The 26,177-nt window shown below is 69.1% G+C and carries 30 protein-coding genes; 10 read left to right on the top strand and 20 right to left on the bottom strand.

All coding sequences use genetic code 11. The features are described 5' to 3' along the window. Positions 1 to 12: 12 nt before the first annotated feature. From AB6A66_RS12480 to AB6A66_RS12490, 3 genes are read right to left on the bottom strand one after another with little or no spacing between them, the layout of a single operon-like run. Entirely contained in the window at positions 13 to 489 is a 477-nt protein-coding gene (locus tag AB6A66_RS12480; RefSeq protein ID WP_371056151.1) for an HPr kinase/phosphorylase, read from the bottom strand. Between the two features lie 3 nt (positions 490 to 492). Next, positions 493 to 2,208 carry a sensor N-terminal transmembrane domain-containing protein gene (locus AB6A66_RS12485; RefSeq protein WP_371056152.1) on the bottom strand — a complete coding sequence of 572 codons (1,716 nt, stop codon included), beginning with the start codon at positions 2,206 to 2,208 and terminating at the stop codon, positions 493 to 495. Positions 2,209 to 2,211: 3 nt separating this feature from the next. Further along, positions 2,212 to 2,913, bottom strand: coding sequence for a response regulator transcription factor (locus tag AB6A66_RS12490; protein WP_371039041.1), 702 nt, complete (start codon positions 2,911 to 2,913; stop codon positions 2,212 to 2,214). Positions 2,914 to 3,274: 361 nt separating this feature from the next. Here AB6A66_RS12490 and AB6A66_RS12495 point away from each other — a divergent pair, with 361 nt between their 5' ends. Both AB6A66_RS12495 and AB6A66_RS12500 read left to right on the top strand, forming a co-directional pair. After that, positions 3,275 to 4,873, top strand: coding sequence for a phosphoenolpyruvate carboxykinase (locus AB6A66_RS12495; protein ID WP_371056153.1), 1,599 nt, complete (start codon positions 3,275 to 3,277; stop codon positions 4,871 to 4,873). A gap of 351 nt (positions 4,874 to 5,224) precedes the next feature. Beyond that, on the top strand, positions 5,225 to 6,913 hold the full coding sequence (locus AB6A66_RS12500; protein WP_371056154.1) for an acyl-CoA dehydrogenase family protein: 1,689 nt from the start codon (positions 5,225 to 5,227) through the stop codon (positions 6,911 to 6,913). A gap of 72 nt (positions 6,914 to 6,985) precedes the next feature. On the opposite strand, the gene AB6A66_RS12505 is transcribed toward AB6A66_RS12500, so the two are convergent. From AB6A66_RS12505 to AB6A66_RS12520, 4 genes are all read right to left on the bottom strand, one after another. Continuing rightward, positions 6,986 to 7,273, bottom strand: a complete 288-nt coding sequence (locus AB6A66_RS12505) for a hypothetical protein (RefSeq protein WP_371039044.1) — start codon at positions 7,271 to 7,273, stop codon at positions 6,986 to 6,988. A 112-nt stretch (positions 7,274 to 7,385) separates the two neighbouring features. After that, positions 7,386 to 7,874 carry a TrmO family methyltransferase gene (locus AB6A66_RS12510; RefSeq protein WP_371056155.1) on the bottom strand — a complete coding sequence of 163 codons (489 nt, stop codon included), beginning with the start codon at positions 7,872 to 7,874 and terminating at the stop codon, positions 7,386 to 7,388. After that, complete coding sequence (gene recO, locus AB6A66_RS12515; protein WP_371056156.1) at positions 7,871 to 8,605, bottom strand: DNA repair protein RecO; 735 nt, start codon at positions 8,603 to 8,605, stop codon at positions 7,871 to 7,873. The genes AB6A66_RS12510 and recO overlap by 4 nt, the downstream gene beginning before the upstream one ends. Before the next feature lie 47 nt (positions 8,606 to 8,652). Beyond that, on the bottom strand, positions 8,653 to 8,985 hold the full coding sequence (locus tag AB6A66_RS12520; RefSeq protein WP_371056157.1) for a DUF1491 family protein: 333 nt from the start codon (positions 8,983 to 8,985) through the stop codon (positions 8,653 to 8,655). A gap of 81 nt (positions 8,986 to 9,066) precedes the next feature. Between AB6A66_RS12520 and AB6A66_RS12525 the strand changes: the two genes are divergently transcribed. Continuing rightward, positions 9,067 to 9,243: a hypothetical protein gene (locus AB6A66_RS12525; protein WP_371056158.1), complete on the top strand. Its 177-nt coding sequence runs from the start codon at positions 9,067 to 9,069 to the stop codon at positions 9,241 to 9,243. Here AB6A66_RS12525 and era read toward each other — a convergent pair. The 11 genes from era to folK form a co-directional block, all read right to left on the bottom strand. Next, the gene (era, locus tag AB6A66_RS12530; RefSeq protein WP_371039048.1) at positions 9,240 to 10,154 is read right to left on the bottom strand and encodes a GTPase Era; all 915 of its coding nucleotides are present in this window, start codon (positions 10,152 to 10,154) and stop codon (positions 9,240 to 9,242) included. The two genes, AB6A66_RS12525 and era, sit on opposite strands and share 4 nt — an antisense overlap. Then, complete coding sequence (rnc, locus tag AB6A66_RS12535) at positions 10,151 to 10,834, bottom strand: ribonuclease III (RefSeq protein ID WP_371039049.1); 684 nt, start codon at positions 10,832 to 10,834, stop codon at positions 10,151 to 10,153. The genes era and rnc overlap by 4 nt, the downstream gene beginning before the upstream one ends. Beyond that, the gene (lepB, locus tag AB6A66_RS12540; protein ID WP_371056159.1) at positions 10,831 to 11,664 is read right to left on the bottom strand and encodes a signal peptidase I; all 834 of its coding nucleotides are present in this window, start codon (positions 11,662 to 11,664) and stop codon (positions 10,831 to 10,833) included. The genes rnc and lepB overlap by 4 nt, the downstream gene beginning before the upstream one ends. Positions 11,665 to 11,739: 75 nt before the next feature. After that, on the bottom strand, positions 11,740 to 12,234 hold the full coding sequence (locus AB6A66_RS12545; RefSeq protein ID WP_371039051.1) for a hypothetical protein: 495 nt from the start codon (positions 12,232 to 12,234) through the stop codon (positions 11,740 to 11,742). A gap of 66 nt (positions 12,235 to 12,300) precedes the next feature. After that, positions 12,301 to 12,702 carry a holo-ACP synthase gene (acpS, locus tag AB6A66_RS12550; protein WP_371039052.1) on the bottom strand — a complete coding sequence of 134 codons (402 nt, stop codon included), beginning with the start codon at positions 12,700 to 12,702 and terminating at the stop codon, positions 12,301 to 12,303. Next, on the bottom strand, positions 12,699 to 14,201 hold the full coding sequence (locus tag AB6A66_RS12555) for an alpha/beta hydrolase (RefSeq protein ID WP_371056160.1): 1,503 nt from the start codon (positions 14,199 to 14,201) through the stop codon (positions 12,699 to 12,701). Before AB6A66_RS12555 ends, acpS begins: the two co-directional genes overlap by 4 nt. Beyond that, the gene (locus AB6A66_RS12560; RefSeq protein WP_371039054.1) at positions 14,198 to 14,953 is read right to left on the bottom strand and encodes a pyridoxine 5'-phosphate synthase; all 756 of its coding nucleotides are present in this window, start codon (positions 14,951 to 14,953) and stop codon (positions 14,198 to 14,200) included. The genes AB6A66_RS12555 and AB6A66_RS12560 overlap by 4 nt, the downstream gene beginning before the upstream one ends. Positions 14,954 to 14,981: 28 nt before the next feature. After that, positions 14,982 to 15,641 (bottom strand): DUF2062 domain-containing protein, encoded by a 660-nt coding sequence (locus tag AB6A66_RS12565; RefSeq protein ID WP_371056162.1) that lies wholly within the window; start codon positions 15,639 to 15,641, stop codon positions 14,982 to 14,984. Between the two features lie 12 nt (positions 15,642 to 15,653). Further along, the gene (locus tag AB6A66_RS12570; RefSeq protein ID WP_371056163.1) at positions 15,654 to 17,798 is read right to left on the bottom strand and encodes a bifunctional (p)ppGpp synthetase/guanosine-3',5'-bis(diphosphate) 3'-pyrophosphohydrolase; all 2,145 of its coding nucleotides are present in this window, start codon (positions 17,796 to 17,798) and stop codon (positions 15,654 to 15,656) included. A gap of 20 nt (positions 17,799 to 17,818) precedes the next feature. Next, on the bottom strand, positions 17,819 to 18,178 hold the full coding sequence (gene rpoZ / locus AB6A66_RS12575) for a DNA-directed RNA polymerase subunit omega (RefSeq protein WP_371039056.1): 360 nt from the start codon (positions 18,176 to 18,178) through the stop codon (positions 17,819 to 17,821). A gap of 75 nt (positions 18,179 to 18,253) precedes the next feature. Then, positions 18,254 to 18,856, bottom strand: a complete 603-nt coding sequence (gene folK / locus AB6A66_RS12580) for a 2-amino-4-hydroxy-6-hydroxymethyldihydropteridine diphosphokinase (RefSeq protein ID WP_371056214.1) — start codon at positions 18,854 to 18,856, stop codon at positions 18,254 to 18,256. Positions 18,857 to 18,949: 93 nt separating this feature from the next. Here folK and AB6A66_RS12585 point away from each other — a divergent pair, with 93 nt between their 5' ends. After that, positions 18,950 to 19,522, top strand: coding sequence for an NYN domain-containing protein (locus AB6A66_RS12585; protein WP_371039057.1), 573 nt, complete (start codon positions 18,950 to 18,952; stop codon positions 19,520 to 19,522). A 22-nt stretch (positions 19,523 to 19,544) separates the two neighbouring features. Then, positions 19,545 to 19,985 (top strand): YqaA family protein, encoded by a 441-nt coding sequence (locus AB6A66_RS12590; protein WP_371039058.1) that lies wholly within the window; start codon positions 19,545 to 19,547, stop codon positions 19,983 to 19,985. Here the strand turns inward: AB6A66_RS12590 and AB6A66_RS12595 are convergent. Further along, positions 19,975 to 20,415 (bottom strand): cytochrome c, encoded by a 441-nt coding sequence (locus AB6A66_RS12595; RefSeq protein WP_371056164.1) that lies wholly within the window; start codon positions 20,413 to 20,415, stop codon positions 19,975 to 19,977. The genes AB6A66_RS12590 and AB6A66_RS12595 overlap by 11 nt on opposite strands. Positions 20,416 to 20,559: 144 nt before the next feature. On the opposite strand from AB6A66_RS12595, the gene ispH reads away from it, so the two are divergent. The 5 genes from ispH to rpe all read left to right on the top strand — a co-directional run bounded on the left by ispH (position 20,560) and on the right by rpe (position 24,024). Next, entirely contained in the window at positions 20,560 to 21,510 is a 951-nt protein-coding gene (gene ispH / locus AB6A66_RS12600; RefSeq protein WP_371056165.1) for a 4-hydroxy-3-methylbut-2-enyl diphosphate reductase, read from the top strand. A 253-nt stretch (positions 21,511 to 21,763) separates the two neighbouring features. Next, the gene (locus AB6A66_RS12605) at positions 21,764 to 22,216 is read left to right on the top strand and encodes a DUF3429 domain-containing protein (RefSeq protein ID WP_371056166.1); all 453 of its coding nucleotides are present in this window, start codon (positions 21,764 to 21,766) and stop codon (positions 22,214 to 22,216) included. Next, entirely contained in the window at positions 22,213 to 22,824 is a 612-nt protein-coding gene (locus AB6A66_RS12610; RefSeq protein ID WP_371056167.1) for a class I SAM-dependent methyltransferase, read from the top strand. Before AB6A66_RS12605 ends, AB6A66_RS12610 begins: the two co-directional genes overlap by 4 nt. Positions 22,825 to 22,834: 10 nt before the next feature. Continuing rightward, entirely contained in the window at positions 22,835 to 23,290 is a 456-nt protein-coding gene (gene rnhA / locus AB6A66_RS12615; protein ID WP_371056168.1) for a ribonuclease HI, read from the top strand. Between the two features lie 50 nt (positions 23,291 to 23,340). After that, on the top strand, positions 23,341 to 24,024 hold the full coding sequence (rpe, locus tag AB6A66_RS12620) for a ribulose-phosphate 3-epimerase (protein ID WP_371039065.1): 684 nt from the start codon (positions 23,341 to 23,343) through the stop codon (positions 24,022 to 24,024). A 72-nt stretch (positions 24,025 to 24,096) separates the two neighbouring features. Here the strand turns inward: rpe and uvrC are convergent, their stop codons facing one another. Further along, positions 24,097 to 25,974, bottom strand: a complete 1,878-nt coding sequence (gene uvrC / locus AB6A66_RS12625) for an excinuclease ABC subunit UvrC (protein ID WP_371056169.1) — start codon at positions 25,972 to 25,974, stop codon at positions 24,097 to 24,099. Between the last annotated feature and the right edge of the window lie 203 nt (positions 25,975 to 26,177).

Genomic DNA, 26,177 nt, shown 5'->3' on the forward strand with positions numbered 1-26,177 from the left:
CGGGCATATGCCTCACGCGAAGCGACCGCAGGTCAGGTATTGCAGTATCGCGGCCGGAAAATGGCCCGCCGCGGAATTGTGAACCACCGGCAGGGACACGCCAAGAAGATCCCGCCGGCGCAGGGGCGGCAGCCGCGCGGTCTCGGTGCGGTCGAGATCCACCAGCAGGCCGAGCAGCGTGGGCCCGGCCGCCCGCGCGTGCAGAAGGCCGACGCCCCGCGCCTCCACCAGGCCGCGCAGCGCGGGGGGCGCGTCCGCCACGATATGCGGACCGGCGCGGCGCACCACGACGCGATCGTCCGCCACAAGCAACGCACCCCGCGCGAGGCATTCCAGCGCGAGCCGCGACTTCCCCGCCCCCGAACGCCCGAGGACCAAGGCAGCGCGGCCCTGAAGGGCGATGCAGGCCGCGTGCAGCACCGCTTCCTCCGGATGGGGGTCGGGCGACGCCTCGCCCGCGATTTGGGAAGGGCGGGCGGCGTCGGGCACGGCTCAGATCGGCAGGCCGACCACGAAGCGCGCGCCCAGCGGCTCCGAAGTCGGGTCGGCCTCCGTGGGACGGATGTTCTCGGCCCAGATCACGCCGCCATGGGCAACCACGATCTGCTCGGAGATGGCGAGGCCCAGGCCGGAGTTGTTGCCGAAATCGTCCCCGGGCCGCTCCGAGTAGAAGCGCTTGAAGATCATTTTCTCGGCGCCGGCCGGGATGCCGGGGCCGGTATCCTCCACCACCACGAGCACGCGGTTGTCGCGGCGGCGCGCCCACATCCGGATCGCGTCACCCTCTTGGCAGAAGCTGATGGCGTTGGTGATGAGGTTCACGAAGACCTGCGCGAGCCGCGCCTCGAGCCCGTGCACGATGATCTTCTCGTCGGGCAGGTCGAGGATGAAGTCGATGTTCTTGGCGCGCGCCTCCTGGCCGAGGTACTGGCCCAGGTTGTCTAGCATCTTGCAGAGATCGAAGGCCTCTTCCTCTTCCTTCACAAGCTCACTGTCCAACCGCGACGCGTTGGAGATGTCGCTCACCAGCCGGTCGAGCCGCCGCACGTCATGGTCGATCACGTCCAGGAGCTTCTGGCGGTGATCCTCGCGGCTGGCCACGCGCAGCGTTCCAACCGCCGAACGCAGGCTCGCGAGCGGGTTCTTGATCTCGTGCGCCACGTCCGCGGCGAATTGCTCGTTGGCGTCGATCCGTTCGTAAAGCGCGTTGACCATGCCCCGAAGCGCGCCGGACAGGCGGCCGATCTCGTCGGGGCGTGCGGTGAGGTCGGGGATGCGCACGCGGCCCGGCCCGCCCATGCGCCCATGTTCCCGCCGGTCGCCGATCTCGGCGGCGGCGGCAAGCTCGTGGAGCGGGTTGGCGATGGTCGACGCCAGCACGAGGCTCAGGCCGATGGAGACGAGGATCGCCACGACGAACATCTGCAGCACGCGCTCGCGCTCCGCGCGCACCATCTGGTCGATCTCGCCGGCCGCGCTCGCCATGGCGACGACGCCCACGGCGCGCCCGTCCAGCATCACGGGGGTCGCAACGGTGATGACGCTGCCGCCGGTCGTGCCCGTCGCCGTCTCCACGACCGTCCGTCCCGAAAGCGCCGCAGTCACCGCCGGGCCAAGCTGGGCCTCGACCGAGACTGCCGGCGCGTCGCCGACGAGGTTCGCGGCCCCCTCCAGCATGTCCCAGAGCCGGGACAGCGTGTCCGAGAGAACGGTGCGCGCCGCTTCCTCGCGGAGCAGCCGCAGGGGTTCCGACCCGGTTTGCCCCTCGCGGTGCGCGATCGGGGTCCCGGCCTCATCGAAGACGAAAACCTCCACCCCGCGGCGCAGGTCGAGCCCGTCCAGCGTCCGAGGGGGGGCGAGCCCTTCCTCGCCGCCGAGCGAGGTCGGCCCATCCGCGCCGAGCTGCGCCTCGAACACGTCGGCCACGAGCTCCACCTCGCCGACGAGCCCCGCGGCCCTCTGCAGCGCGAGACTGTCACGGGAGGAATTGAGATACAGGATGCCCGCGACGAGGATGTTCAGGGCGATCAGGTTGAAGACGATGATCTTCCTGGTCAGCGGAGATCGGCGCAACGACAGGAGCCCGCGCCGCTCGCGCGGGGTATCGCGGAGCGTTCCGTCGGGCGCGACCCAGTCCTCGCCCAGGACCAGATCGGCGTCGCGCCTTTTCGGGGCCTGCCCCAAGCCCGTGCCCTCCGCCAGAGCCATCCGTTATTCTTCGTTGTAGCGGTAGCCGATCCCGTAGAGCGTCTCGATCGCCGAGAACTCGGTATCCACCCCGCGCATCTTCTTGCGAAGCCGCTTGATGTGGCTGTCGATCGTGCGGTCGTCCACATAGACCTGATCGTCGTAGGCCACGTCCATGAGCTGGTCGCGGCTCTTGACGAAGCCGGGCCGCTGGGCGAGCGCCTGCAGCAGCAGGAACTCGGTCACGGTGAGCGACACGTCGTTGCCCTTCCACGTCACGGCGTGGCGCAGCGGGTCCATCGTGAGGTTGCCGCGCACCATGACCTTGGTCTCTTCGGTGGTGCCCAGCACGTCGCCGGCCACCGCGTCCTGCCGGCGCAGAAGCGCGCGGATCCGCTCGACCAGCAGCCGCTGCGAGAAGGGTTTCTTTACGTAATCGTCCGCGCCCATGCGCAGGCCGAGCACCTCGTCGATCTCGTCGTCCTTCGAGGTCAGGAAGATGACCGGCATCGACGACTTCTGGCGAAGCCGCTGAAGCAGATCCATCCCGTCCATGCGCGGCATCTTGATGTCGAGGACCGCCATATCGGGCATCCGGCGGTTGAACGCCTCCAGCGCCGACTGGCCGTCGTTGTAGGTCTCGACCTCGAAACCCTCCGCCTCCAGCGTCATGGCGACCGACGTGAGAATGTTCCGGTCGTCATCGACCAGTGCGATCTTCGACATGCCAGCTGTCCTTGTGCTGCTCTTGTGCTCTTCGAGTTTTTCCATGACCATGAGCTTCCTCCGCGTTTCGATCAATCCCACACAACGATTCGGCTCGAGACTACGAGGCGATTGCGCCACAATTTGGTTAGCGGCGGCTGAATTGCGGCATTCCGTGGACAACGCCGCGACATTCGCCGGCGATGATTGCGCTAACCACCCGCGTGGTTGCGCTAACTGAACCGGGTTCCCTGTTCACCTCTTGCGGGCGCGTGCTAAGGACGCGACACCAGCGGTGCCGGGCAGCCCTCCCCGGCCGGGCGCGCGGGCCCGGTCACGGAGATTGCGGCGCCGGTATTGCGGCGAAAAGGAGCGAGCCAAGATGACCATCGGACGGGTGAACCCGAGCTTCCGCCTCGAGGACCAGGGCATCGCGAAGGCCGGCACTGTCCATTACAACCTCACCGAGCCGGCGCTGGTCGAAGAGGCGCTCAAGCGCGGCGAGGGTACGCTCGGCCGGGGCGGCGCGCTTTTGGTGACCACGGGCAAGTTCACCGGCCGTTCGCCCCGTGACAAGCACGTGGTCCGCACGCCGGACGTGGCCGACCACATCTGGTGGGACAACAACGCCGAGATGTCGCCCGAGGGCTTCGACGCGCTTCACGCCGACATGCTGGCGCATCTCGAAGGGCGCGACCTCTTCGTGCAGGACCTCGTCGGCGGCGCCGACCCGGCCTACTCCATAGACGTGCGCGTGATCACCGAACTCGCATGGCACGGGCTTTTCATCCGCCACCTGCTGCGCCGGCCCGAGCGCGCGGCGCTCGACCGGTTCACCGCGGACTACACGGTGATCAACGCTCCATCCTTCCGCGCCGATCCCGAGCGTCACGGCTGCCGCTCGGACACGGTGATCGCGATGAATTTCGAGAAGAAGATCATCCTGATCGGCGGCACGGAATATGCCGGCGAGAACAAGAAATCCGTCTTCACGCTGCTCAACTACATCCTGCCCGAGAAGGGCATCATGCCGATGCACTGCTCGGCCAATCACGCGCCGGGCAATCCGGTGGACACGGCGGTCTTCTTCGGCCTTTCGGGCACGGGCAAGACCACGCTCTCGGCCGACCCCGATCGTGTGCTCATCGGCGACGACGAGCATGGCTGGTCCGACCGCGGCACCTTCAACTTCGAGGGCGGGTGCTACGCCAAGACCATCAACCTGTCGCCCGAGGCCGAGCCCGAGATCTACGCCACCACGCGCAAGTTCGGCACCGTGATCGAGAACATGGTGTTCGATCCCGAAACGCTCGAACTCGATTTCGACGACGACAGCCTGACCGCGAACATGCGCTGCGCCTACCCGCTGGACTACATTTCCAACGCCTCGGACACGGCGCTTGGCGGGCATCCCAAGAACGTCATCATGCTCACCTGCGACGCCTTCGGCGTGCTCCCGCCCATCGCGCGGCTCTCGCCCGCGCAGGCGATGTATCACTTCCTGTCGGGCTTCACCTCCAAGGTCGCGGGCACCGAGCGCGGCGTGACCGAGCCGGAACCCACCTTCTCCACCTGTTTCGGCGCGCCCTTCATGCCGCGCCGCCCCGAGGTCTACGGCAACCTCCTGCGCGAGAAGATCGCCAAGCACGGCGCGACCTGCTGGCTCGTCAACACCGGCTGGACGGGCGGCGCCTATGGCACCGGATCACGCATGCCGATCAAGGCGACCCGCGCGCTGCTTTCGGCGGCGCTCGACGGGTCGCTGTCGGAGGCGGAGTTCCGCAAGGATCCGAATTTCGGCTTCGACGTGCCGGTCGATGTTCCCGGCGTGGCCGAAGTGCTGCTCGACCCGCGGCGCACCTGGGACGATCCGGACGCCTACGATGTCCAGGCCCGCAAGCTCGTGCAGATGTTCGCGGACAATTTCGAGAAGTATGTTCCCTACATCGACGAGGACGTGAAGGCGGCGGCCCTCGGCTGAACCGCGCGACGCCCTGCCCCCGGGCAAGGCGCCTTCGTCTTGTGCTGCCGTCCCCCCGCCACGCGGGCAGGGCGCCATGCCTTCGGGGCGCGGCATCGGTCCGGCGCTTTCCGTGCCCGTCCTGTGCCGCTGGCACCGGCCGTATGGCCTTCGTGGGCAGATGGATTAGCTCGAACCCCATCAACGCACGGCGCGGGGTCTGGCGCGTGCCGCCGGGACGGCCCCGTGACACTGCGCCGCAGCGAAACGGGGGCGCAACAATCGGTCGAAAGGCCGCAGGTACGGGCATTTTTATTGCGCTGCGCCTGCAAAACCACTAGGACACCGCAACGCAGGACAAGGATGTGAATCATGGCCCATGACGGACAGGACCTGACCGCCGCACCGCAAGTTATCCTCCCCGGTCTCCTCGGACTGACGGCCGCGGCCGTGGCCCCGGCCGAGACGATCCTGAAAACGGCCACCGAGCGGCTGCGCGCCGAGGTGACGGAAGACGGCCGCGTGTCGGGCACGCTGGTGGAGCTGCACCAGACTGCCGCGCACGGCCTCGCATGGCTGGCGACTTACGTCGAATCGCTGCGCCAGATGCAGGCCTGGGCCGAGAAGCTGGACGCCGAAGGCCGCTTCGGCGAGACCGAGCAGCTGATCCTGCAGATCGCCTTCGGCGAATACCTCTGGCAGATCCAGGGCGGCATCCCCATGAGCCAGGGCGAGATCCTGCGGCTTCAGGACATCGGCCTCTCGCAGGAGGACATGCGCGCGCTGATGGCGCCCGAGGTCCTGACGCTCACCCGGGAGGGCAACACCCAGGCCGCGCGCACGCGCCTCGTGGAGCTCATGCAGGAACGCGCCGCAGAGGCGACCGTGGGCGCCACGGGTCTCGACGAAGAGCTCGAGATGATCCGCGAGCAGTTCCGCCGCTACGCCGTGGACAAGATCGAGCCCCACGCGCATGACTGGCACCTCAAGGATGAGCTCATCCCGATGGAGACGATCCGCGAGCTTGCCGAGATGGGCGTGTTCGGCCTCACCATTCCCGAGGAATATGGCGGGCTGGGCATGTCGAAGGCCTCCATGTGCGTCGTCTCCGAAGAGCTCTCGCGCGGCTATATCGGGGTGGGCTCCCTCGGCACCCGGTCGGAAATCGCGGCCGAACTCATCATCTGCGGCGGCACCGCCGAGCAGAAGGAAAGATGGCTTCCGGGGCTCGCCTCGGGCGAGGTTTTACCGACGGCCGTCTTCACCGAACCCAACACGGGCTCAGACCTCGGCGCGCTGCGCACCCGGGCGGTCAAGGATGAAAACGGCGACTACCTGGTCACGGGCAACAAGACGTGGATCACCCACGCCACGCGCACCCATGTCATGACGCTGCTCGCGCGCACCGATCCCGAGAGCACAGACCACCGCGGCCTGTCCATGTTCCTGGCCGAGAAGACGCCCGGCACCGACGAGGATCCGTTTCCGACCGACGGCATGACCGGCGGCGAGATCGAGGTTCTGGGCTACCGCGGCATGAAGGAGTATGAACTCGGCTTCGACGGCTTCCGCGTGAAGGGAGAGAACCTGCTCGGCGGCGAGGAGGGCAAGGGCTTCAAGCAGCTCATGCAGACCTTCGAGAGCGCGCGCATCCAGACCGCAGCGCGCGCCGTTGGCGTGGCGCAGTCCGCGCTCGACGTGGCCATGCGTTACGCGCAGGATCGCAAGCAGTTCGGCAAGCCGCTCATCGCATTCCCGCGCGTCTCCGGCAAGCTCGCCATGATGGCGGTGGAGATCATGGTGGCGCGCCAGCTCACCTATTTCTCGGCCTTCGAGAAGGACGAGGAGCGGCGCTGCGACCTCGAGGCCGGCATGGCCAAGCTTCTGGGCGCGCGCGTTGCATGGGCCGCGGCCGACAACGGGCTCCAGATCCACGGCGGGAACGGCTTCGCGCTGGAATACGGGATCAGCCGCATCCTGTGCGACGCGCGCATCCTCAACATCTTCGAGGGCGCCGCGGAGATCCAGGCGCAGGTCATCGCGCGGCGGCTGCTCGGCTGAGCCCCCGCACCGCCTTTGCAAGGGTCATCGCAAGTGCCGCCGCCCCGTCCGGGCCGGCGGCCCTTGCATGTTTCACGACCCCGACCTGCCGTCGGCGCGCTCCACGGCCGAAGAGATATCCTTCCACGCGCTCTCGAACCCAGCCTTCAGCTCGTCCCACGCGCCATCCCCGGCCGCCCGCATCCGGTCGAGCGTGGCGCGCGCCTCGTCGGCGCGTTCCTGCAAGGCGGCGACCCGGCGCTCGTAGTCTTCGCGGGCCTCCGCCTGGTCCTTCTCGGCCTTCTCCTTCAGCTCGTCGATCCGGCCATCTAGCCAGTCGAGCTGATCCTCGGCCCGCGTGATATAGGTGTTTCGATCCATCTCCGGCCTCCCTCCAGCCGCGCGCCCGCCAGGGGTATGGCGGAACGCATCGGCTGCAGTGAACCACGCCGCCGCGCGCGGCGCCACGGCGAACCGGCGCCGGCGCGCAGGGTCATTGCGGGCCGGCGCCCTCGGGCCGGTCGATACCGGGCAGCCACGGCTTGATGTCGAGCACGGGTGTCCCGTCGAAGGCGTCGGTCGCGTCGATCTTCAGCACGCCCGTGTCCATGTCCAGCGACACGATCCGCACCAGCTGCATCGTCACCGGATTCGGCCGCACCGGCGAGCGAAGCGCGAAGGTGCCGCGCGGACCGTCGGCATGGGCCGGCGCCTGCACGATGAGGTCGCGCCGCTTCGCCCCGAACCATGCCAGAAGCCAGATCCATTGATCCGGCGCGAGCCCGCACAGCCCCGCGCGGTAAGGTGCGTCAAGTTCGATCCTTGCGTTGCCGCCGCCTCTCTCCCGCGCCTGACGCATGTTGCGCGGACAGTCGCCCGCGCGCCAGTCGGACCGGATGCGCCCGATGAAGCAGAGCCCTGCCTCGGGTTCCGCGCCGGGCTCGAAGCCGAGCGCCACCTCGCCGGGGCGCGCGCCGCTCATGCCCGCGCGCTTTCGCGGGCCAGCAGGTCGACGTAGCGCTGACGCGCCTGCGGCAGCGGCCGGTCTCCGAGCTGCGGCGCGAGATGGTGATGCAGGAAATGCCCCGTGGTGCCGAGCGCCTGCGCGATCTCGTCCTCCTCGGCCTCGCCCGCGCCGACGAGGCAGGGCGGCAGCGGCAGAAGGCGATCCGCCCAGTCTCCGGCCGCCGCGCGCGTCACCGCGCGACCCGTGCGCGGGGAGACGTAGGCGAGCCCCTCGGTCGCGCCCGTCACGGCGCAGGCCGACAGGTCGAGGCCGAATCCCATCTCCTCGAGCAGCGCAAGCTCCCAGCGCAGGTAGGCGAGCGGCCAGAGCTCCGCCTCGGGCAGAAGGTCCATCAACGCGACGCTGCGGCGATAGAGAGCGGGGTGCGGGGCGCGCTCGGGCAGGCAGAAGGCCAGCAGCGCCGTGACCGCGGAAAGACCGGCGAGCGCCCGCCTGTCGCCAAGCGCGGTCGCCGCGCGGGAGCGCACGGGCTCCACCGTGAAGCTGCCGATATGCTCTTCCAGCCGGGCGCGCCACGCGAGGTCGAGCTGCGCGCCGGGCTGCAGGATCGGCGCGACGCGGCGCGAGGTGCCGCCGCGCACGACGCCGGCGTGGCGGCCATGCGCCTCGGTGAAGACCTCGATGATCGCCGCGCTTTCGCCGTGCGGACGCACCGCCAGCAGAAGCCCTTCGTCACGCCATTCCATGCCGCAACCCTGCCCCGCGGGGGCGGCGCTGTCCATCCCGCAGCACGTCAGCCGTCGAGCCCCGGCTCGTCCAGCAGGTGCCGGCCCGCGCGATCCTCGACCTCTATCACCCAGAGATCGGGATCGACGGCACGCTGGCGCGCGACGGCGGCGTCCACCTCCGGCTCCGGCCCCTCGGCCAGAACCTCCCAGCGCCGCGTTCCCGCCATCGGGTCGGAGAAGCGCGAGAAGACCCGCGCACGCCCGTCGAGCGTGGCGAGCTTCACCAGAACCGCGCCCGCCTGGGGGTCACCGCGCGCCGTTACATAGGCCGGCACCCCGGCGAGCGTCAGACGCCGCAGGTAGGCCTCCACCCAGAAGCGCGCGGTCAGCCGTTCCATGCGCATCGCCCCGCAACCCCGGCGCACCCTTGCCGCCGCGCGCGGCGCGTATAGCTTGCGGAACGAAAGGGAAGCTTCGTCATGTCCAGTTCCGTGCCCTTCGTCGTCAAGGCGATCCTGATCGCTGGTGCTGCCGTCAACCTCGCCGCCGTCGTTCTGGGTCTCGGCGGGCCATGGCCCGTGCTCCAGCTCGCAGCCAATCTGGCCATGCTGGGCGCCGCCGGCTGGCTCGTCTGGCGCTGGATCGGCCGCTCCTAGCCGCCGTCGCGGAAATCGAGACCCATCTGGTCGTAGCGCTCGGCCTCTTCCTGCCAGTTCTCGCGGACGCGCACCTGCACGAAGAGATGCACTTTGCGGCCGAGGAATTCCTCGAGCTCTTCCCGCGCGGCCTTCGAGATCGCCTTGATCGTTTCGCCCTTGTGGCCGAGCACGATGCCCTTGTGCCCGTCGCGCGCGACGTAGATCACCTGCTCGATCCGCGCGGAGCCGTCCTTGCGCTCGTCCCAGCTCTCCGTCTCGACGGTCAGCTGGTAGGGCAGTTCCTGATGCAGCCGCAGCGTCGCCTTCTCGCGCGTCGTCTCGGCCGCGATGATGCGCAACGGCAGGTCCGCGATCTGGTCTTCCGGGTAGAGCCACGGCCCCTCGGGCAGTTCCTCGGCGAGCCAGCGGCGCAGATCCTCCACGCCATGGCCCTTCTCGGCCGAGATCATGAAGGTGCGCGCGAAGTCGAACCGGTCGTTGAGATCGCGGGCGAGCGCGAGAAGCCGCTCCGACGCCACCCGGTCGATCTTGTTGATGGCGAGCGCCACGGGCCGCCCGCCGGCGATCTCGCGCAGGCGCTCGAGGATCTCCTCGACCCCCGGGGTGACGCCGCGATGCGCCTCGACGAGCAGCACGACGATGTCGGCGTCCGCCGCCCCGCCCCACGCGGCCGCGACCATTGCCCGGTCGAGCCGGCGCCGCGGCTGGAAGAGGCCGGGCGTGTCCACGAAAACGATCTGCGCGGGCCCCTCGATCGCCACGCCGCGGACGCGTGCCCGCGTCGTCTGCACCTTGTGGGTCACGATCGAGACCTTCGCGCCCACCATCCGGTTGGTGAGCGTGGACTTGCCCGCATTGGGCTCTCCGATCAGGGCGACGAAGCCCGCGCGAGTGGGGTTTTCGGTCATTCGCCTGTCACCTCCGCCAGCAGACGGCGCGCGGCCTCCTGCTCGGCCTGTCGCTTGCTGCCGGCTTGCGCCGCCTGCGCGCGGCCATCGGCCAGCCGCGCCTCTATGGTGAATACCGGCGCGTGGTCCGGTCCGGTGCGCCCTGTCTCGACATAGCTCGGCGGAGGCAGCGCCCGCGCCTGCGCCCATTCCTGAAGCGCGGTCTTGGCGTCGCGGGCATCCGCCTCGACCCCGCCCACGCGCGGGCCCCAGAGGCGCAGCACGAGCGCGCGCGCAGCGGCGTAGCCGGCGTCGAGATAGACCGCGGCGATCACCGCCTCCATCGCGTCGCCCAAGAGCGCCTGCTTGCGCCGCCCGCCCGAGATCATCTCGGACCGGCCCAGCCTCAGGACGTCGCCAAGGCCCACCTCGCGCGCCACGTCGGCGCAGGTTTCCTTGCGGACGAGCGCGTTGTAGCGCGGGGCGAGCTGCCCTTCGGCAGCCTCGTGATCGGCTTCGAGCAACGCCTCGGCCATCACGAGGCCCAGCACCCGGTCGCCGAGGAATTCCAGCCGCTGGTTGTCGGGGCGCGTCGGACCCGACCGCGAGGCATGGGTCAGCGCCTCGGCCAGAAGCGCGGGCCGCGCGAAGGCGTGTCCGATGCGCGCCTCGAAGGCCCGGATGTCCGCCGAAAGCTTCAATCGATCCCCTTGAAGAACCGGTCGCCGCGCCACGTCCAGAAGAACAGCATCGACCGCCCCGCCGACGAGAACATGATCCGGTCGGCACGGCCGATCAGGTTGGCGTGCGGCACGAAGCCCACGCCGCCCACCTGCCCCGGCACGCGGCTGTCGGAGGAGTTGTCGCGATTGTCGCCCATCATGAAGTAGTGCCCTTCCGGGACCGTGTAGACGGGCGTGTTGTCCGCGGCCTGCCGGCCGATGTTGAGCACCGTGTGCGTCTCGCCGTTGGGCAGCGTCTCGACGAAGCGCTCCTTCTCGCACACCGCGCCGTCGCCCACCGGCGCGTTGGCGCAGCGCGGGCGGATGCCCTGCGGGCCCTGGGGCTCCATGATCTCGGTGAAGGTGCCCGCGGGCTCGAGCTCTACCGGGTCGCCGTTGATGTGCAGCACCCCGTCCACCATCCGGATGCGGTCTCCGGGCAGGCCGACCACGCGCTTGATGAAATCGCGCCCGTTGCCGGGGTGGCGGAACACCGCCACGTCGCCGCGCACCGGCTCGCTTCCGAGGAAGCGGCCCTCGCCGCCCTGAAGCCATCCGCAGAAATCCTCGGCGTCGATGTCGAGCCCGATGGCCCCGATCCGGATCGACGGGCAGGAGGCATAGGAATAGCCGTAGGACATCTTGTTGACGAAAAGGAAGTCGCCCACGAGGAGCGTTTCCTTCATCGAGGGCGAGGGTATCCAGAAGGGCTGAAAGAAGACCGTGCGGAACACGCCGGCGATCAGGAGGGCGTAGACGATCGTCTTGACGGTCTCGACGACCGCGCTGCCTTTTTTCGCCTCCGCCATGGGATGCCTCCGGCTGTGTGTTGCCGGCGCTTCATGGGCGCGGGCGCAGGGGGTGTCAAGGCAGGCGCCCTGCGCTCAGCCGTCCTGCGGCGCGCGGCCGCGCAGCGCGGAGAGGGCGGCCGTCGCCTCTGCCGCCGCGGCGGCGACCGCGCGGTCGACGGCGCGGTCGAGCGCCGCGCCCGGATCCGCGGCGAGATCCGCCGCCACGGCGCCGAGGCCGAGCGCGGCCGCCTGCATTTCGGCCAGGCTGGCCTCGGCCTTCTCCAGGCGCGCCTCGAGTCGCCGCGCGTCGTCGCCCGTCAGGCCGGCCGCCTCCGCCCTCAGGCTCGCGATATCGGACCGGAGCGCGGCAACCTCCGCGGCCAGCGCCTCCGCGCCCCGGCCGAGCGGAGAAAGCTCGGACGCGGCCTCTGACAGCGCGGCGGCGAAGCCATTCTGAACATCCTCGAGCGTCGTCGCGAGGCGCATCCCGAAAAACAGGCAGACCGCGATCAGGATCAGCGTCGCATTGAGCAGCGCGAGTCCGAGGTCGCGGAACGTGCGCCGCACCCGGCGGACGGTGTCGGACATGGGAGAAGCTCCTTTCCTGGGGGCGACGCCATCAACAGGCCAGAGATCCGCACCCGGTGTCCAGCTTCAGGGCTCCGGAAGCGCCTCGATCACCACGAAGGCCTGCGCCCAGGGATGATCGTCGGTCAGCGTGACATGGATGACCGCGACATGGCCCTGCGGCGTCATCTCCGCGAGGCGCTCCGCCGCCCAGCCGGTGACGTGCATGATCGGCTGGCCGGTGCGGAGGTTGCTCACATGCATGTCCTTCCAGGCGATGCCCATGCGCAGTCCGGTGCCCAGCGCCTTGGAGCACGCCTCCTTCGCCGCCCAGCGCTTCGCGTAGGTACCAACCGTGTCGCGCCGTCTCTCGGACTTGCGCTGCTCCTCCTCGGTGAAGACGCGGTTGCGGAACCGGTCGCCGAACCGCTCGAGCGTGCGCGCGATGCGCTCGATGTTGGCAAGATCGGTGCCGACGCCGAGGATCATCCGCCAGCCCCCCCTTCCGCGAAGAGCGGAAAGCTCACGCCGAGCGCCCAGGCGAGGATGAGGCCCAGGGCGAGCCCGGCCGCCGCGGCGCCGCCGGTGCGCGCCGCCCAGCGTCCCATCAGGCCGTATACGACGTAGAAAAGCAGGATCACCGGGGCGATGAGCGCGAGGAAGAAAAGCCGCTCGAAATCGAGCGCCACGGCCAGGCCCAGCGAAACGAAGAAGGCCAGCCGCGCCGCGATCCGCTGCCAGAGCGGCGCGCGCCCGCCCATCGTCACGAGGCCGTCGGCCAGCATGAAGGGCACCGCGCCCGCCGCGAGGGCGAGGATGATCCACCCGCGCTCTGCCGTCGGCCAGAAATTCGCGCCGTAGCGGTCGAGCACGAAGCCGAACACGCCGAGCCCCCAGACAAGCAGCGCCAGCGTGGCGACCGGCGAGACCCGGCCAAGCGGCACGCCGAACCAGCGCAGAAGCGCGAGCTGCACGCCCCCGAAGACCAGGAGATGCACGGCGAGGTAGTCGGCCACCAGCACCGGCAGCGCGTTCACGTCTATCGGCACGGAGATGAGCGGCGCGAGCAGCGCCGGGGCCGTCACCGCGATCGCGAAGCGGCGCGCCGGAAGAGGGGCGCGCGGAACGCGCCTGTCGGGCAGCAGATGGGAAAGCGGCCAGGCCAGCGTCACCACCGATGCCAGAAGCGCCAGCAGCCACGGCCCTGTGCGGGGCACGGCGACGGCGCTCTCGCGCCCGTAGGCGGCATCGAGCCACGCCAGCGCCTCCTCCCGTCCCGCCTTGCTGTAGAGCACGGCGACATGTTCGGCGAGCGGCGCCACGGCCGCGCGGCGGACGACGTCGCCGGCGCGCGCCGTCTCGCCCTCGCGGGCCGCGGGATCGACCATGCGCAGCGCGTCGCGCGCGAAGTCGCGCAGGCCGGGCTCCCACTGGCCGGAAATCATCAGGAGCCGCTCGGGCGCCTCTGCGGTCACCGCCTGGCTGAACGCCGATATGGCGACGACCGGCCCGAGGCGGGGTTCGCGAAGCGCGGCGCGGATGATGATGTCGGTCGCCATGGAATGGCCCAGAAGCGCCACGTTCCCGTCCCAGCCTTCGCGCGCGCGGCCTTCGCCCACGACGCGCAGCGTCTGATCGATCAGCCGCTGCGTGGTGCCGTCGATGCTGTCCACGTCGCCCGACATCGGCACCGGGTTGCGCCCGTGCCCCTCGAAGTCGAAGGCCCAGACGCGATAGCCCGCCCGCGCCAGGGGCAGCGCGTAGGCCTGCATCATCTGCCGCGAGCCCGCGAAACCATGGGCGATGACGACGAGGGGACCCTCCGCGCCCGCAGCAGCATAGCGCGTCACGGGCGTCTCGCCCACATGGAAGCGGTCGATCCCGATGCCGAAGCGGGCGGCCTCGAGTTGCCACAGCGCCACGAGGCCCACCAGCCCCGCGACGAGCGCCGCCGCCCAGCGGCGCAGAAGGATGGGCGCGGGCGTCATGACGCGTCGGTGCGGGCGTGATCCATGATCCGGCGCATCTCCTCGATCGCGCCCCGGAGTCCGCGGAAGATCGCCTCGCCGATGAGAAAATGCCCGATGTTGAGCTCCCGGACCTCGAGAAGCGCGGCGACGGGACCCACCGTGTCGTAGGTGAGCCCGTGGCCGGCATGCACCTCGAGCCCCAGGCCATGCGCGAAGGCGGCCATCTCGGCCAGCCGGGCAAGCTCGGCGTCGCGGTCGGCGAAGCGCCCCTCGGCATGGGCGTCGCAATAGGCGCCGGTGTGCAGCTCGATCACCTGCGCCCCGATCCGGTGCGCGGCCTCGACCTGCGCGCGCTCGGCGGCGATGAAGATCGACACCCGACAGCCCGCCTCGCGCAGGGGGGCGATGAAATGGGCCAGCCGGTTTTCCTCCCGCGCGACCTCGAGCCCGCCCTCGGTCGTCCTTTCCTCGCGCTTCTCGGGCACGATGCAGACGGCGTGCGGCCCGTGGCGCAGCGCGATCGCCTGCATCTCGTCGGTGGCGGCCATTTCGAAGTTGAGCGGCACGCTCAGCGCGTCCATCAGCCCCTCGATATCGGCATCGGTGATATGGCGGCGATCTTCGCGCAGATGCGCGGTGATGCCGTCGGCGCCGGCCTCCTCGGCCAGCCTCGCCGCGCGCAGCGGGTCGGGAAAGGCGCCGCCGCGGGCGTTCCGCACCGTCGCCACATGGTCGATGTTCACGCCGAGCCTGAGATCGGGTTGGGCCATGCGGTCCTCCTTTTGGTCGCGCGTCCGCCTACTTCGTGCCGGAGCGTTCGTCAGCCCCGGCAGAAGAAGCGCGATGCAGCTTCTTTTCCAGCCGCTCCATGACCTTGGCGGCACGGCGTTTCTGATAGGCGCGGATCACGGGCACGGACAGGAAATACATGGCCGTGGCGGCGATGATCCCGGGAATGATCCCGCCGATCGTGTAGGGCAGGAACACGTCGTCGTAGAAGACCGCCAACCCGCGCCAGTCCTGCGGCGCACCGGTGAGCCAGGCCCAGAGATTGTCGCGCAGATCGCCCCCCGCCCCCATGAACTTGTCGAGCAGCGACCGGCCGTCCTTCTCGTCGAAGGTGGTCCCCATGAGGAGGTGACCGGTCTTCAGGGAGATGACCCCGATCGGGACATAGGTGAGCGGATTGCCGAAGAACGTTCCGAACAGCGAGGCGATGACGTTGCCGCGCATCATCCAGGCCATCGCCATGGCGATGAAGAAATGAAGCCCGTAAAACGGCGTGAAGGTCACGAAGACGCCCGCCCAGATGCCCCGCCCGATACTTTCCGGCGTGCCCGGCAGGCGTCGCATCCGATACTTTACGTAACGGAAAGCACGCCCCCAGCCCCCCTTGGGCCAAAGCGCGGTGGCCATGACCGTCCACCAGTTGCGTCTGTCGCGGCGCTTGAAGACCACGGGGGCGTTCCTTCAGCTCGCGCGCGGCTCCTGCGAGGCGCGGGAGAGGTCGCGAAACCGCTCGACCGCGGCCACGTCGCTCTCGGCTTCCAGCGCCGAGGCGATCGAATGCAGATGCTCGGCGTCGCGCAGGTCCACGTCGATCAGCAGGCGATAGAAATCGGGTTTCCTGTCGACGAATTCGAGATCTGAGATATTGGCCTTCTGCTCTCCGATCAATGTGCAAATACGTCCCAGAACACCGGCGTCGTTGCCGATGGTGACGTCGAGCGTCACCGTGTAGACGGGCGGGTGGCTTCCGGCCTGCCAGTGCAGGTCCATCCAGCGCGCGGGCTGGTCCTCGAACTGGGCGAGGACCCCGCAATCGATCGCGTGGACCACCACCCCCCGCCCGCGCCAGGTGATGCCCACGATCCGCTCGCCCGGCAACGGCTGGCAGCACGGCGCACGCTCGAAATTCTGGCCGGGATCGAGGCCGATCACGGCGCGCGAAGTGTCGATCTGGGCGACGTCCTTCGGCGCGAGATCGGGGTAGACCGCCCGCACCACCTCCTGCGCGGTCAGCTCGGCCGAGCCCATGCGTGCCAGAATCTCGTGCCGGTCGGGCAGGCGCAGCCGCTTGGCGGCGGTGTCGAGCGCCTTGTCCGTGGCCTTCTTGCCCACGTTCTCGAAGGCTGCGCGCACCAGTTCGCGGCCGAGGCGCACGAAGCGTTCGCGGTCCTGCTCGCGCAGGGCGCGCCGGATCGCCGACTTGGCCTTGCCGGTAATCGCGATCTCCAGCCAGGACGGCTGCGGCGTCTGGCCCTCGGCGGTGATGACCTCCACCGACTGACCGTTCTTGATGCGCGTCCAGAGCGGCACGCGCAGCCCGTCGATCTTGGCGCCGACGCAGGAACTGCCGATCCGCGTATGGATCGCGAAGGCGAAGTCGATGGGCGTCGCGCCCCGCGGCAGCTTCACCACGTCGCCCTTGGGCGTGAAGCAGAACACCTGGTCCGAGTACATCTCGAGCTTCACCGCCTCGAGGAACTCGTGATGGTCTTCCTCGGCGTCGAACTGCTCGGTCAGTTGCGAGATCCACTTGGCCGGATCGACCGCGAACGGGTTCTCGGCGCGCACCCCGTCCTTGTAGGACCAGTGCGCGGCCACGCCCGTCTCGGCGACATCGTGCATTGTCTGCGTGCGGATCTGCACCTCGACGCGCTTGCCGTCGCGCCCGGACACCGTCGTGTGGATGGAGCGGTAGCCGTTCGACTTGGGCTGGCTGATATAGTCCTTGAACCGGCCCGGCACGGCGCGCCAGCGCTGGTGGATCGCGCCCAGCGCGCGGTAGCAGTCCATCTCGGATCGCGTGATGACCCGGAAACCGTAGATGTCGGAAAGCCGGGAGAAGGCGAGCTCCTTCTCCTGCATCTTGCGCCAGATCGCGTAGGGCTTCTTGGCACGGCCGAACACCTCGGCCTCGATGCCGGCGGCCTTCAGCTCGTGGCGCATGTCGCCCGTGATCCGCTCGATCACGTCGCCCGCTTCCTTCTGAAGCGTGATGAAACGGCGCATGATCGAGGCGCGCCCCTCGGGGTTGAGCACCCGGAAAGCGAGATCCTCGAGCTCCTCGCGCATCCACTGCATGCCCATGCGCCCGGCGAGGGGCGCGTAGATGTCCATCGTCTCGCGCGCCTTCTGCGCCTGCTTGTCGGGGCGCATGGCCTTGATGGTGCGCATGTTGTGCAGACGATCGGCCAGCTTCACGAGGATCACCCGGAGATCCTTGGACATCGCCATGAAGAGCTTGCGGAAATTTTCCGCCTGCCGCGTCTCGGAGGAGCTGAGTTGCAGGTTGGTAAGCTTCGTCACCCCGTCCACGAGCATCGCCACCTCGTCGCCGAACCGCGTCGCGACCTCGGAGTAGGTGGATTTCGTGTCCTCGATCGTGTCGTGGAGAAGCGCGGTGACGATGGTGGCGTCGTCAAGCCGCTGCTCGGCGAGGATATGGGCCACCGCCACGGGATGGCTCCAGTAAGGCTCTCCGGAATGGCGGAACTGGCCTTCGTGCATGGCACGGCCATACTCGAACGCCTGGCCGATCAGGCCAGCGTTGCTGCGGGGGTTGTAGCTCTTGATGCGCGCGGCGAGGTCTTCCGCCCCGCCGATACGCATTTCCGTCTCGAGTTCCAGTGTCAGCCCTGTCTCTGTGCCTCGAGAAGCTGGCGCAGAAGCGTCTCGTCGGGCATTTCATCCTCTGCCGGCTTGTCGGCTTCCGAGCCGCCGCCCATCAGAAGCGACATGGAATCCTCTTCGGGCTCGTCCACCTCGATCTGGGTCTGGTTCGACTCGATCAGCCGCTCGCGCAGCGCGTCTGCGGATTGGGTTTCGTCGGCGATCTCGCGCAACGCCACCACCGGGTTCTTGTCGTTGTCGCGTTCGACGCTGAGCGGCGCGCCGGCCGAGATCTCGCGGGCGCGATGCGCGGCGAGCATGACAAGTTCGAACCGATTGGGAACCTTGTCGACGCAGTCTTCGACGGTCACGCGGGCCATGGGCACTCCAATTCATCAGGTGCGAGAGCAAAGCCGAATGTCTAGCGCCCACGCAGGAAAAACGCAAGCGGCGAATCAGAGCGGCACGACCTCGCTGCGCAGGTCGTCCGGCAAGGCGCGGCAAAGCTGCGCCACGTCCGCGCCGAGCACCGGATGCACCCAGCCCGGCGCCACCTCGGCGAGCGGCACCAGCACGAAGGCGCGCTCATGCATCCTGGGATGTGGAAGAATCAGTTCCCCCGGCGCCTCCTCGGACTGTGCCACGGGCGGCAGGGCGCGCCAGGCCTCGAACGTGGCGCGGTCCGGCAGGACCGCATCGCCCAGCGCGAGAAGATCGAGGTCCAGCGTCCGCCGCCCCCACCGCCGGACGCGCTCGCGCCCGTGCGCGCGCTCCACCGCGTGCAGCAGATCCAGCAGCCCGCGCGGTGGGCCGTCCCATTCCAGAACCGCGGCGGCGTTGACGTAATCGGGCCCCGCGCCCGCGGGAAAGCACGGCGTCCGGTAGAAGCGGCTGACCGCGCGCACCGGGGCCTCGCCCGCGGCAAGGTCGGACAGCGCCGCTTCCAGCGTCTCGCGCAGCGTGCGCCCCGGGCGCGGCACGTTCGCGCCGAGCGCGATCAGCGCGGTCCCGATGCCGCCACGCGCGCTGCTCCGGGTCTCTTGAGGTTCGGGGCCGATAAGCTATCCTCGTGAATTATTGCTGGAACGACGTTTTCCCCGGCAGCGCCGTCGCACGCGCGCCACCGGCCACGACAATTGGAAGGATCCCGGATGTTTTACAAGGACGAACGGCTTGCGCTGTTCATCGACGGCTCGAACCTCTACGCGGCCACGCGGGCGCTCGGCTTCGACATCGATTTCAAGCTTCTGCGGCACGAGTTCATGCGCCGGGGCAAGCTTCTGCGCGCGTTCTACTACACCGCGATCCTGGACACCGAGGAGTATTCGCCGGTCCGCCCGCTGGTCGACTGGCTGCAATACAACGGCTTCACCATGGTCACGAAGCCGGCGAAGGAGTTCACGGACGCGCAGGGCCGCCGCAAGGTGAAGGGGAACATGGACATCGAGCTGGCCGTCGACGCGATGGAACTCGCCCCCCGGATCGATCACATCGTGATCTTCTCCGGCGACGGCGATTTCCGCCCGCTCGTCGAAAGCCTTCAGCGGCAAGGCGTCCGGGTGTCGGTCGTCTCCACCCTGCGCAGCCAGCCCCCCATGGTCGCGGACGAGCTGCGGCGGCAGGCCGACAACTTCATCGAGCTCGAGGATCTCAAGGACGTGATCGGCCGCCCGCCGCGCGAGCAGCCGGCAGACCGCGACATCCGCGTGGCGACCGGGGACTGAACGCACCCCGCCCGATCGCGCCATGTGGGCCGAGATCTCAGCGCTCTCCAGCCTTTTCGTCGTCGCCTTCGGGGCGGCGACCATCCTTCCGTTCCAGTCCGAGATCCTGTTCGTGGGCCTGCAGGCGGGCGGCGTCTCGCCGCCCTGGCTGCTCGTGGTGGTCGCCTCGCTGGGCAACACGCTCGGCGCCGTCGTCAATTACGTGATGGGCATCTGGATCGAGCATTTCCGGCACCGTCGCTGGTTCCCGGTCCGCGAGGCCGACCTGGACCGCGCCCAGCGCTGGTACGCCCGCTGGGGCGTGTGGACCCTGCTTCTGAGCTGGGCGCCCTTCGGCGACGCCTTCACAGTCGTGGCGGGGATCATGCGCACGCCGCCCTGGCTGTTCCTCGTCCTCGTCACCGCTGCCAAGACCGGCCGCTACGCCGCGCTGGCCTGGGCCACGGGCGCGGTCAGTCCCTGAAGATGGCGGCGCGGCGGTTCACGTCGTTGTGGATCTCGACGATCTCTTCGGGCCACGTGCTCTTTATGAAGGCAAGGACGTCCAGGATCTCGTCCTTCGTCAGCACCTCGCCGAAGCCGATCATGCCGGAGCGATAGTCGCCGCCGACGACCGCCTCCGTCCCGCGCGTGACGATATCCACCAGAAGCGCGTCGGCATGATGCCAGGTGTGGCCCGAGGCGTCATGCGGGGGCGCGGGCATCAGGCCGTCGGGGCCCGGCGCGCGCCAGTCGGGCGCGCCCTCCAGCGCCGTGCCGTGGCAGGCCGCGCAATGGGTTCCGTAGATCGCCTCTCCGTTCGCGACCCGCGACGGATCCTCGTAGGGAAGCATCCCTTCCGCGAGGGCCGGTCCCGCAAGAAGCAGCGCGGCCATGAGGGCGATGGGCATCATTCGGGGTCTCCGTCCGGAAACGCACATACCAGTTCCGGATGCCGTCGCTTTGCAAGGCTGTCAATTCACGAACGCGCGGGGTGCCGGTCTCTGGACGCGCTGCCCGCTGGAGTCTAGGTCTTGAGCATGATCCCGGAGGCCGCGATGACCAAACCCGCCCTCACCCTCTACCTCGCCGCGCCGCGCGGCTTCTGCGCGGGCGTGGACCGTGCGATCCAGATCGTGGAACTGGCGCTCGAGAGATGGGGCGCGCCCATCTACGTCCGCCACGAGATCGTCCACAACCGGTTCGTCGTCGACGGGTTGCGCGCCAAGGGCGCGGTCTTCGTGGAAGAGCTCGACGAATGTCCCGACGACCGGCCGGTGATCTTTTCCGCCCACGGGGTTCCGAAAGCCGTGCCGGCGGAGGCCGCGCGGCGCGAGATGCTTTTCGTGGACGCGACCTGCCCGCTGGTCTCGAAGGTGCACATCGAGGCCGAGCGGCATCACGAGAACGGCCTTCAGATGATCATGATCGGCCACGCCGGCCACCCCGAGACGGTGGGCACCATGGGCCAGCTTCCCGAAGGCGAGGTCCTCCTCGTCGAGACGGTGGAGGACGTGGCGCGGGTCGAGGTCCGCGACCCCGAGAGGCTTGCCTTCGTCACCCAGACGACCCTTTCGGTGGACGACACGGCGGGCATCGTGGCCGCGCTGAAGGCCCGCTTCCCCGCCATCTTGGGCCCCCACAAGGAGGACATCTGCTACGCCACCACCAACCGGCAGGAGGCGGTGAAGGCGATGGCCCCGCGCGCCGACGCGATGCTCGTGGTGGGCGCGCCCAACTCGTCGAACTCGCAGCGCCTGGTCGAGGTCGGACGCAACGCGGGCTGCCCCTACGCCCAGCTCGTGCAGCGTGCGCGCGACATCGACTGGCGCGCGCTCGACGGTATCTCCAGCATCGGCGTCACCGCCGGCGCCTCGGCTCCCGAGGAGCTGGTGGAAGAAGTCATCGACGCTTTCCGCGACCGGTACGACGTGACGGTGGAACAGGTCGAGACGGCGCAGGAGAACGTCAATTTCAAGGTGCCGCGCGTGCTGAGGGAACCGGCCTGATGCAGGAGCATTTCGGCGCCGGGGCGCAGTGGGCACTGCTGCGCCGGGGCCGTCCCCTCTTCGACATCGCCGCAGAAGATCGCCGCCGGCGCGACGGCCGACGTTTGGCGGGGCACGCATCTTTCGCCGACACCCCGATCCGCGGGCGCGCTCCGGTGGCGCGATTCCGGCGCGATGCCCTTGGCCGGAGCGCCCTTGGCGCATCCGCCCCCGCCGCCGGGCGGATGCAGGACAAGGTGGCGGACACGGCGCGATGACCCGGATTCCCACAGCCGCCCTTGCCCTCGGCTTCGCGGGGCTGATCCCCTTCGTCTGGGGCGCGCTCACCATGCTCGACCCCGCGCTTCAGGCCTGGGGCGTTGAAGCCCTGGGCCCCCGCTTCGTCGGGCCCTACGTGATGCTGTTCTACGGCGCGATCATCCTGTCCTTCATGTCCGGGGTGCTCTGGGGCTTCGCCACGAAGGCCGACGGCGCGGTGGCGGCGGCCGGCTACGCGCTCTCGGTCGTCCCGGCGCTCTGGGCCTTCTTCATGACGGGGGGCGGTCCGACCCATGCGGGCATCAGCCTGATCGCGGGGTTCGTCGGCCTTCTCGGCCTCGACTGGCTTTTCGCCCGGCAGGGGCTCGCCCCGGGCTGGTGGATGCCGCTGCGCCTGCTCCTGACGGCGATCGTCGTGATCTGCCTGGCCGTGGGGGTCTTTGCGTGACCTCCGACCGGGAGACCGTGTCCGTCTATGACGCCGAAGCCGGCCGTTACGCGAAGGTGACGGCCGGGCTGCGCGACGATCCGGATCTGCTGGCCTTCATCGCGGATCTGCCCAGGGGCGGCCGCGTGCTCGATCTCGGCTGCGGGCCGGGGATCGCGGCGGCGGCGATGGCCGAGGCCGGCCTTGCCGTGGATGCGACCGACGCCTCCGCCGAGATGGTGCGCCTTGCCGCCGCGCAGCCCGGCGTCACCGCCTGGCAGGCAAGCTTCGAGGAGATCGGCGGCGCAGCGACGTATGACGGGATCTGGGCCAATTTCAGCCTGCTGCATGCCCCGCGGGAGGCCATGCCCCGCCATCTCGCCGCGATCCGCCGCGCGCTGAAGCCACGCGGCCGCTTCCATATCGGGGGCAAGACGGGCACCGGCGCCACCCGCGACCGGCTGGGGCGGCTTTACACCTACTACACCGAACCCGAACTCGAGACCCTACTGGCCGAGGCCGGCTTCGAGATCGTCGCCCGCCGGCGCGGCCGCGACAAGGGGCTGGACGGCGCGATGGCCGACTGGGTGACCTTCGCGGCCCTTGTGGCCCCCGCCCGGCGCGGCTAAGCCGCCCCGCATGGCCAAGCTCTACGCCTTCACCGACGGCGCCTGTTCGGGCAATCCCGGCCCCGGCGGTTGGGGCGCGCTCCTGCAGGCCGTCGAGGGCGAGACGGTCCTGCAGGAACGCGAGCTCAAGGGCGGCGAACCCGCCACCACCAACAACCGGATGGAACTGATGGCCGCCATCGCGGCGCTGGAGGCGCTGGGCCGCGCCTCCGAGATCACGATCGTTACCGACAGCGCCTATGTGAAGAACGGGGTGACCGGCTGGATCCACGGCTGGAAACGCAACGGCTGGAAGACCGCGTCGAAGAAGCCGGTGAAGAACGCCGAGCTCTGGCAAAGGCTCGACGCCGCGCAGGCGCGCCATGACGTGACGTGGGAATGGGTGAAGGGCCATGCCGGCCACCCCGAGAACGAGCGCGCCGACCAGCTCGCCCGCGAGGGCATGGCGCCCTTCAAGACGGGCTGACAGCGGGCACGCCCGGCCCTATATCGGCGCCAGCCGCAAAGGAGTGTCCCATGCCCGCCGTGAAGATCGCCCCCTCCATCCTCGCCGCCGATTTCGCCGATTTCGGCGCGGAGTGCCGCGCCGTCGAGGCGCAGGGCGCAGACTGGGTCCATGTGGACGTGATGGACGGCCATTTCGTGCCGAACATCACCTTCGGCCCGGCCATGTGCAAGGCGCTGCGCCCGCACATCTCCACCGTGATGGACGTGCACCTGATGATCGCGCCGGTCGATCCGCTGATCGGCGCCTTCGCCGAGGCGGGCGCGGACATCCTGACCGCCCACGTCGAGGCGGGACCGCACCTGCACCGCACGTTGCAGGCGATCCGGGCGGCGGGCGTGAAGCCGGGCGTCGCGCTCAATCCCGGCACGCCGGCCGAGGCCGTGGCGGAAGTGCTCGACCTGGTGGAGCTCGTTTGCGTGATGACGGTGAACCCGGGCTTCGGCGGGCAGAGCTTCATCGAAAGCCAGCTTCCCAAGATCGCGGCGCTCCGGCGGATGATCGGCGACCGCCCCATCCACCTGGAGGTGGACGGCGGCGTGGACGCGGCGACCGCGCCGCGTGTCGCGGAGGCCGGCGCCGACGTGCTCGTGGCGGGCTCGGCGGTTTTCAAGGGCGGCTCGGCGCAAGACCCCGCACCTTACGGAGAACACATCCGCGCCATTCGCGCGGCGGCCGAGGGCGTCTGGGCCTGAAGAGGAATTTTCGACCGAAAATTCCTAGGAACGCCGGCCCGGCCGCGCGAATTTTCGATCGAAAATTCGCGCTCAGCTGCCCTCGTGGAAATGGGCGTAGATCCGCTCGGCGAGCGCGCCCGAAATCCCCTCCACCGCCTTCAGGTCGGCGAGATCCGCCCGCGTCACCGCCTTGGCCGATCCGAAATGCTCCAGCAGGGCACGTTTGCGCGCCGCGCCCACGCCCGGCACCTCGTCGAGCGGGTTGGCCGCCACCGTCTTCGCCCGCTTCGCGCGGTGGCTGCCGATGGCGAAGCGGTGCGCCTCGTCCCTGAGCCGCTGCACGAAATAGAGCACCGGATCGTTGTGGCGCAGCGCGAAGGGACGTGCGCCGGGGCGGTGGAACTCTTCCTTGCCGGCGTCGCGGTCCACGCCCTTGGCTACCCCCACGACCGGGATGTCGGGCACGCCCAGCTCTTCGAGAATGCCCTGCACGGCGCTCACCTGGCCCGCGCCGCCGTCGATCAGCAGAAGGTCGGGCCAGGCGCCCGATCGCCGGTCGGGATCCTCCTTCAGAAGGCGCTTGAAGCGGCGGGTGAGCACTTCCTTCATCATGGCGAAATCGTCGCCCGGCGCCACGTCCTCGCCCCTGATGTTGAACTTGCGGTACTGGCCCTTCTCGAACCCTTCTGCGCCGGCCACGACCATCGCGCCCACGGCGTTCGTGCCCATGATGTGCGAGTTGTCGTAGACCTCGATCCGACGCGGCGGCTGCTCGAGCTCCAGCGCCTCGGCGAGGCCCTTCAGAAGCTTCGCCTGCGTCGCGGTCTCGGCCATGCGGCGCCCGAGGCTTTCCCGGGCGTTGCGCGCCGCCCCGGCCACGAGTTCGGCCTTCTCTCCGCGCTGCGGCACGAGGATTTCCGACTTTCGGCCGCGCTTGCCCGAAAGCGCCTCCTGCATGAGATCCGCGTTCTCGATGGGGTGCGACAGCAGCAGCAGCCGCGGCGGCTCCTTGTTGTCGTAGAACTGGCCGAGGAACGCCTCCATCACCTCGGCCTCGGAGACGTCCGCGCCGACCCGCGGGTAGAAATCGCGGTTGCCCCAGTTCTGGTTGGCGCGGATGAAGAACACCTGCACACAGGCCTGACCGCCCTCCATGTGCAGCGCGATCACGTCCGCCTCCGCCACGCCGCGCGGGTTGATGCCCTGCACGCCCTGGACCTGCGTCAGCGCGCGGATGCGGTCACGCAGGGCGGCGGCGCGCTCGAATTCCATCTTGTCGGCCGCCTCGGCCATCTCGGCCGCGAGCGTCTCCTGTATCGTGGTGGATCGTCCCGACAGGAAGCGCTCGGCGTCGCGCACGCTCGCGGCGTAATCCTCCTGCGAGATCAGCCCGACGCACGGTCCCGAGCAGCGCTTGATCTGGTAGAGCAGGCAGGGCCGGGTCCGGCTTTCGAACACCGAATCCGAGCAGTTGCGCAGCTGGAACACCTTCTGAAGCTGGTTCAGCGTGCGATTGACCGCGCCGGCGCTCGCGAAGGGGCCGTAATAGGCGCCCTTCTCCGTCTTGGCGCCCCTGTGCTTCCTGATTTGCGGGAACGGGTGGTCCTTGGCCACGAGGATGTTGGGAAAGCTCTTGTCGTCGCGCAGAAGCACGTTGTAGCGCGGCTTGAGCTGCTTGATGAGGTTCTGCTCGAGCAGCAGCGCCTCGGTCTCGGTCCGCGTCGTCAGGAACATCATCGAGGCGGTTTCGCGGATCATCCGCGCGATGCGCGGGCTGTGCCCCGACGGGCGGGCGTAGTTCGACACCCGCGCCTTGAGGTTGCGCGCCTTGCCGACATAAAGCACCCGGCTTTCCGCATCGAGCATGCGATAGACGCCCGGCGAACTGTCGAGTGTCTTCAGATAGCCCTGGATGCAGGCGTGCCCGGTCACGTTTCCGGAAGCGTCGGTTTCGGCGCGGTCGCTCATGGCGCAGAGATACGATTCCCCCGGTCCGGCTGCAATCTCGCGACCGTCATGGCAAGGGCAAACAAATCCACGGTTTCTGTGGATAAAGCTGCGGGCAAGTTTTGGGCAGACAAGGATTTTCGTTTGGTTCGGGTAGCTTCGCCGCTTTGCCCAATTTTTAGGCGCTCCTGCAAAACCTTGACTTCATTGCACATTTTTCACCA

It is taken from the genome of Rhodosalinus sp. K401, from assembly GCF_041365735.1.
Classification (GTDB): domain Bacteria; phylum Pseudomonadota; class Alphaproteobacteria; order Rhodobacterales; family Rhodobacteraceae; genus Rhodosalinus.